Source organism: Nostoc commune NIES-4072, assembly GCF_003113895.1.
In the GTDB taxonomy this organism is placed as follows: Bacteria; Cyanobacteriota; Cyanobacteriia; order Cyanobacteriales; family Nostocaceae; genus Nostoc; species Nostoc commune.
This window is the reverse complement of the sequence record NZ_BDUD01000001.1, coordinates 610,528-616,754: the sequence shown is the minus strand read 5'-3', so window position 1 is coordinate 616,754 and position 6,227 is coordinate 610,528. Positions and strand designations below refer to the sequence as shown.

Genomic DNA, 6,227 nt, shown 5'->3' with positions numbered 1-6,227 from the left:
TAACCCCCAAGAATTTACATAAAGCCCATTCAATATATTTGTGATATATGATCGTGCCAACGATCTAACAACTCAGGGCTGGCGCGATCGCTATGACTACATTGCTGATAAAATATCCAAAATGCGAGAACTTTACCCAGCGATCGAGCCTTACTTAGAAGGTAATTTACAGGTTTCTGACCTTCATATCATTCATTTTGAAGAATCAGGCAACCCCCAAGGTCAACCCATCGTTTTGCTGCATGGAGGCCCTGGTGGTGCATGTCCAGCTTTTTATCGGCAATATTTCCACCCAGAAAAATGGCGGTTAGTCATGTTTGACCAGCGCGGTTGTGGTCAAAGTACGCCTCATGCAGAATTACGAGAAAACACCACTTGGGATTTAGTCAGTGATATCGAAAAACTGCGCCAACATTTAGGTATAGAAAAGTGGGTGGTCTTCGGTGGAAGTTGGGGTAGTACTTTATCATTAGCCTACAGTCAAACCCATCCCTCTCGCTGCACGGGATTAATTCTGCGTGGTATCTTCATGCTGAGGCAAAAAGAGTTGCGCTGGTTTTACCAAGAGGGTGCTAGCTATATTTTTCCTGATGCTTGGGAAGAATATCTCAAACCAATTCCCATAGATGAACGTGATGATTTAATCGCAGCATATTACAAACGCTTGACCAATCCAGATTTAGAAATTCAATTAACAGCAGCGCGTGCTTGGTCAATTTGGGAAGGTAGTACAAGTAGACTTTTCTTAGATCCAGAACTCATGGAAAAGTTTGGCGAGAATGAATTTGCTTCAGCTTTCGCACGTATTGAATGCCATTACTTTATGAATAAGGGATTTTTTGAAACAGAAGATCAATTACTTTTAAATGTAGACCGTATCCGCCATATTCCGGCTGTAATTGTTCAGGGACGCTATGATGTAGTTTGTCCAATGATATCAGCTTGGGAATTACATCGCGCTTGGCCGGAAGCCGAATTTATAGTGGTTCCTGATGCCGGACATTCGATGAGTGAACCAGGAATCAGTAGTGCTTTGATTGAAGCAACAGATAATATTTAATTTGGTTTAATATTTACATTTTTATAGCGTTTCCCAATCATATAAAGTAGATCATAGCCCCCTCCCCGCTCTTCCAGGGTGGTTTCATACAAGCAGAGAAAAAACTTGCTCAAGTTGGCGGACATGATATTAAAGCTGCTTCAATTTCTGATAAGCTAAACTACATCTAATTTGCATATCTAAAATTTATATAACTCTTGTGGGGTGGGCATCTTACCCGCCATAATTATGCAATTTTATTTGTGGAACAGCTTAGTAAATTAGCGTCAGTGTGTAATACCAATTTAAAAAAAGAATGCGACAAATAGACCATTTGTAGAGACGCGATTCATCGCGTCTTTACCCAAGGATGTGTTGCAATCATTAATTGAATTGGTATAAGTATGCAAAGATCAGGGGGACAAGGAAGTAAATTTTTTCGCTTATCTCCCCCTGCTTTGATACCTGAGCAACGAACTCAAATGGCTAGTTAGTTCAGGAAATTTGGAGTACCGTTACCACCATTCTTACCTACAGCAGGAATTTCTAGTAGGTTATCAGCAGCTTTGCCAGTACCATCATTGGCAACAAACATAGAGTTACCTAGATGTCCATTAGGAACGAACAGCTGCGGGTGGTCAAAGGGCGCTTTCTCAGAGACAACTCGCTCATCAGTGAGTCCTTTTAGGAAAGCTACCAAGTCCTCTTTTTCAGTTTCGCTTAATCCCAATGGGCGGAGAACCCCGTCCTGGCGGAAATCTCCACCACGATTATAGAAGTCTACCACTTGTGGCAAAGTCAAATAGCCACCATTGTGGAAGTAAGGAGCTGTGAGTTCTATATTGCGTAGTGCAGGAACCTTAAACTGTCCGTCTGCAACTACTGTGTCATTGGAACTAACTGTAATATTGGGGCTTGAACCAAAAAGTAGTGGGAATTTCCCCAAAGCAGCTACCCCCGACTCCGAAAGCGGATTACCAAATGGGTCTTTACCACCAAGACTGATATCTTCTAGGGTGGGTCTAACACCGATGTTGAAGAAACCTCTGTCTGAGACATTTCTGGGAGTGCTGGTGGTGGCTCTAAGTCTTTGATTTTTGACGTTGCTAACCGAGGCGCTGGTGAGTTCCAACCCACTATGGCAGAAGATGCAGGCAGCTTTACCCTCGAATAGTTGTTTGCCTCGTTGCTGCTGGACGGTGAGGGCAGTGGTATTTCCTTCTAAGAAGCGATCGTAGGGCGTATCGTTGGCAATGAGTGTAGACTCGTACAACTGAACTGCAAGCCCAAAGAATAGCGAGAAGTTATAATCCAACAGCCTGTACTCATTGGTTTGGGAAGAGTTATCTGGTTGGTTAACAAAAGTTCGTTTACCTTCAGCATCAACTTGGATGAGTTGATTAGAGTTCCACCACTCTGGCTTAAAGGCATCTTGAATCAGCTGCTCGTAGGTTTTATCCTTAAGTCCGGGTTGAGGCGAGTTACTGTCTGCACCTAAAACGCTATCTTGTGGATGCACAATCTGTTTGCCTAGTGGTGTGAGTCCAGACAACTTTTGCCCCAGGACTCTGGGGAGCTTTGTACCCCCGATTGACAGAATATTTTCCAGTGGACCCAGCGAGTTGTTGACAAATATAAATTTGCTGAGGTCAATTGGACCAAACTTACCACCAATTTCTTGAAAAGTGCGACCATCAGCAGACGACTCGAAGGAACTGAGTGGCGGGCCGACTGCCTGGGAAGCCAAAGACGCATTATTCAGGCTGACTTTGACAAATTTAAGCTGATTTGGGTTTTCTGCTTTCACTACAGAGGCGTTAGGGTCTCTTAAACCGAAGGGATTCACCCCATTAAAGATATCTTGTGCCCTTCCATCCCAGAAGTTGCGGAAGTTGAATGCTGCATTAATTACAGTTGGCGTATTACGCGGCTGGACGCGGCGCACATTGATACCTGCCACTTTAAACACTGGATCTGGCTCACTTGTTTCTAGGTCTCTTGAGCTACCAGGTATAACACCAACAAATTTTGTATTTGCGACTCCTTGAGAGGAGCTAACATCGTTACTGTCAGATACCACAGTCGTAGAATCATTTGGATTTGACAGCTTGTGAAAGGGAAAATCCTCTTTCCTTAGCTGGTAGTTTGGCGCACCACCTGTATTAAAAATTATATCTGGATTCTCTGTACGATCAGCGTTAACCCGCAAAAGCCCCGGAGAAATCTGATTTATGGATCTATTGTCGGCTCCAGCATGGAAGTGACAAGTAGCACAGGAAGTCACTCCGTCGCTGCCAACTTGTATATCCCAAAAAAGAGTCTTTCCTAACTTGATTGCAGCTGCTTTGTTTTTTACAAAGTCTCCAAGATTATCAGGTTCTGGAACCGATACGCTCTTGAGCGAAACTGGAGGCGACCCCGTAACCTGCGCGGATACACTATTTCCAGCTATTACTGCTACCATAACAATCACACCAATTGCTATAGTCTTTGAAAATCTTGTTCCTAGTTGGTTAAGCTTGCCAAAGCTAAGTCTCCACCATTGGCAGTTTATTTTTGTCATCAAAGATTTGAGCAAAATTCGACCTCTTGAGGTCAGTAGGAAGTAAATTGATAAGCTAGTAATAAAGGTTACTAAGCTTATTATTGGTATAATTCCCATGAGTTTTGTTATTAAATAACACCGAAAATCTTACAATTGTTACCACAATGCCAGATCAAGTAAACTTCAATTAATGCTCGTCAAGCAAGTATCTGTATAACTTACATTGGGCACACAACTTTTATGCAGAAGCAGGCAATTGTTTACAAAAGTTTATAAAAAATTCTGTCTGATAATTTGACAGGGTAATGTCTGTTGAGTTTTCAGCTCTATCTCATAAGTTTTTCGCAGACGACACGCAATATTTATAAAAGTTCGCTAACAGTGCTAAAGCCAATGTTTTCTCCGTAACCCGAAAATGAGAACGGGTAGCACAATGACTGAGGTCATCATGTTCATTGCAGTTTTTTATTGGCGCTCGAAATTTTCAAGTACCTAGAATGACGATTTTTCGTTCAAATTAGATTAATAAGACTAGAGCGTGTTTTCAGAGATTATTTATAAATTGTTTTGACAGCTGGTATCTTTTTTTTTGGCCTGTGCCTAAACTATAAATGCCACTCCCTGCATGAATATCTTACTTGCCTCTTGCCGAATGTTGCAGTAGCCAGCAATGTAACCCCACCATGACGATCGCCAATGGCATCATCAACATTGGAATAATTTCTAAACCTGCCCAACTTGCAATCCAGCCTGCTCCAGTTGGTATGAGCGCTGCTCCAAAACTAGCGATGCTGGTGGCGAAACTAACAGCCGCAGGAACGAGAGCATCTGGTAATCGTTGAGGTATTAACCTTCGCGCTAACCCCAGACGGTTACTCACCAGACTGCTGGTGAATGCTGCTAGAATGTAGCCGCTAATTTGACTCACAAACAGCAGGGTAACGGTGGCTGGAGTCAAGTTATATGTAGACACTATAGAGGGCAGTCCCAATGAAAAAATTTCATCACCATGAATGAAAATGTGATGTGAGACGGATCTATATAGATACTCATCGAAGGAGTATTTTCAAGTCAGAAGAACGCCTAATCCGCCTTCAGCAACACCTATGGCAATAAAGGCATATAAGGCGATCGCTACCCCAATCCACAAAGGCGGTAAGCTGCGTTGATCGTATCCCATCGGATAAAATGCTCTTGCTTCAGACGATTTGGTTGCTTAGATTTACTCAGTTGGTAATCTTCAAAAATAACTTCATACCCATCTCCTCTATTGGGTGGAATAGATAGCTTTATTTATAACTTTACCAGAGGTGCTAGCTTGATTTTTGAGAAATTCAGGCATGATAGATAGTGCATGAATTAGTTTAGCTCGATCTTTGACATAAAAACAGGTACAATCAAAATTAGTTAGCATCCATTTATGAGGATTAAAGCAATAGCTGTCTGCTAGTTCTAATCCTTGATGAATCCACTGATACTCAGGACATATAGCTGCTGTACCACTCATTGCGCCATCAACATGGAGCCAAATGTTATGTACTTGAGCGATCGCACCTATTTCTGTTAATGGATCTATGGCATGAGATGAGGTTGTCCCCACAGTAGCAGCAATATAAAAAGGGATTAACCCAGATTGAATATCTCTAACAATTTGCTGTTGTAGTAATTCTGGACACATTCTATAATCAGCATCAACCTCAATTAAATGAAAATTTTCTGGCTTAATTCCCGCTACTCTGGCAGCTTTCTCAATTGAAGAGTGTGCTTGCGTAGAAGTATACACAACCAGTTGATTAATATCTGCTTTTAACTGTTCTCTGGCTGCTATCAAAGCTACTAAAGAAGCACTACTGGCTGAGTCTTGAATTACTCCTCCTCCTGTGGTCGAAGATTTAAACTGCGAGGGAATAGACCGCTAAATTTTCAATGTTTAGGGGGTATTAAAGCCATTTATTCAGACGCCAGTTATACAGAACTCATCCTGAATTTTGACCATGCCAGTTTTCAAACATCCTTTTGGAGTAATGCAATCCACAACCTCAGAGTGATGTTTGTTTCATTAAATTAAGCCATCTTCACTTTGGGACTTATTAGCAAACATTTAGTGCATTTAGCTGTTAAAAGAGTTCGCTAATCCTCGACCGATTAATCCTACTGTTGCCGCTCCTGGCAATAAGATTCCTTAACAAAACAATGCCTGTGGGCTGGCTCAACCAAGTAACACAAGGTATTAAGCCAAATAATTTCGCTTCTTGCCGTGAAACCACGTAAATTTTTATTCTGAGATGAACATAGGAATAATCGAGCCAAAAAATAGCGGGTTTTTAGAAGTGATGCCAGAGGGAGAAGGCAGCGACTATTGGCAGATTGCAGCTGTACACATCAATGGTCAAGCCTTTTGCCCTAGCCCTCGTCTTTATCGCAGTGAGCAGGTGGCATTAGCACGAGCTGCACAAATTTATGATTGGCTAGCTGACCATGAGCCACAAATTAGCGGTGGCGATTGCTACTGCTTTGAGTTGAAGCTGGCACTGTGGCATCAACCGAAAGTATCTTAGTTGCACTTCTTAAGCTAGAGTTAAAAAACTTTAATATTTGTAATATTTAAAATTAAAAGTTATTTTGCTCTGGTTGTTGAATCAT

Annotated in this window: 5 protein-coding genes; 2 read left to right on the top strand and 3 right to left on the bottom strand. The window is 41.9% G+C overall.

Annotated features, from left to right (window positions below):
• Window positions 1-121: 121 nt before the first annotated feature.
• Window positions 122-1,060, top strand: coding sequence for a prolyl aminopeptidase (gene pip / locus CDC33_RS02715; protein WP_109012411.1), 939 nt, complete (start codon window positions 122-124; stop codon window positions 1,058-1,060).
• Between the two features lie 469 nt (window positions 1,061-1,529).
• Here the strand turns inward: pip and CDC33_RS02710 are convergent, their stop codons facing one another.
• The 3 genes from CDC33_RS02710 to CDC33_RS02700 all read right to left on the bottom strand — a co-directional run bounded on the left by CDC33_RS02710 (window position 1,530) and on the right by CDC33_RS02700 (window position 5,493).
• On the bottom strand, window positions 1,530-3,503 hold the full coding sequence (locus tag CDC33_RS02710) for a cytochrome-c peroxidase (RefSeq protein WP_244919115.1): 1,974 nt from the start codon (window positions 3,501-3,503) through the stop codon (window positions 1,530-1,532).
• Window positions 3,504-4,218: 715 nt separating this feature from the next.
• A complete protein-coding gene (locus CDC33_RS40145) occupies window positions 4,219-4,557 on the bottom strand; it encodes a hypothetical protein (protein ID WP_244919114.1) in 339 nt (112 codons plus the stop codon).
• A 294-nt stretch (window positions 4,558-4,851) separates the two neighbouring features.
• On the bottom strand, window positions 4,852-5,493 hold the full coding sequence (locus tag CDC33_RS02700) for a pyridoxal-dependent decarboxylase (RefSeq protein WP_280524444.1): 642 nt from the start codon (window positions 5,491-5,493) through the stop codon (window positions 4,852-4,854).
• Window positions 5,494-5,869: 376 nt separating this feature from the next.
• Here CDC33_RS02700 and CDC33_RS02695 point away from each other — a divergent pair, with 376 nt between their 5' ends.
• A complete protein-coding gene (locus CDC33_RS02695; RefSeq protein ID WP_109007186.1) occupies window positions 5,870-6,142 on the top strand; it encodes a hypothetical protein in 273 nt (90 codons plus the stop codon).
• Window positions 6,143-6,227: the final 85 nt, after the last annotated feature.

Excerpts from the sequence above, each read along its gene's own strand:
- pip (WP_109012411.1), top strand. The coding sequence starts at position 122 with ATGCGAGAACTTTACCCAGCGATCGAGCCTTACTTAGAAGGTAATTTA.
- CDC33_RS02710 (WP_244919115.1), bottom strand. The coding sequence starts at position 3,503 with ATGGTAGCAGTAATAGCTGGAAATAGTGTATCCGCGCAGGTTACGGGG.
- CDC33_RS02695 (WP_109007186.1), top strand. The coding sequence starts at position 5,870 with ATGAACATAGGAATAATCGAGCCAAAAAATAGCGGGTTTTTAGAAGTG.